Raw genomic sequence first — 426 nt, forward strand, 5'->3', positions numbered from 1 at the left:
GCTCACGCGAAGAAGAAAGCGAAGATCGCCAGTTCGAGCCAGCCGCCGTGCGGCGTCGGCGCGCTCAACACGCTGTCGTTCGCGCCGACGGCGGCGGCCGTGAGGTAGTGCCACCACGGCAGCACCCGTGCGCCTCTATCGGCTGCGTCGGGTGTCACGCCGCGGCGCAGACGGGAAGTGATCGGGTCGGCCATTGTTGCGTGGTCGGCTTGATGAGAACTGTGGAAATCAGGTTTGCACGTGCTGTGCGTCGCGTTCGCGCTGTCCGGCGAGCGGATCGCGGCGCACGAGCAGCATGTGGATCTGCCGCGCGTCGGCGCGCAGCACTTCGAAGATCAGCTCGTCGAGCTTCACCTTCTCGCCGCGATGCGGCACGCGTCCGAAATGGTGCGTGACGAGTCCGCCGATCGTGTCGACTTCCTCGTC

Annotated in this window: 1 protein-coding gene and 1 pseudogene; both read right to left on the reverse strand. The window is 66.7% G+C overall.

Features of this window, described 5'->3' with window-relative positions; genetic code table 11:
- Positions 1-5: 5 nt before the first annotated feature.
- Positions 6-194, reverse strand: a pseudogene (locus AB4Y42_RS44285) (apolipoprotein N-acyltransferase); the annotation flags it as partial.
- A 34-nt stretch (positions 195-228) separates the two neighbouring features.
- Positions 229-426 (reverse strand): transporter associated domain-containing protein (locus tag AB4Y42_RS44290; RefSeq protein WP_368697902.1); only part of this gene is annotated, 198 nt, incomplete at its 5' end.

Origin of the sequence: Paraburkholderia sp. EG286B (assembly GCF_040965655.1) — a bacterium.
Classification (GTDB): Bacteria; Pseudomonadota; Gammaproteobacteria; order Burkholderiales; family Burkholderiaceae; genus Paraburkholderia.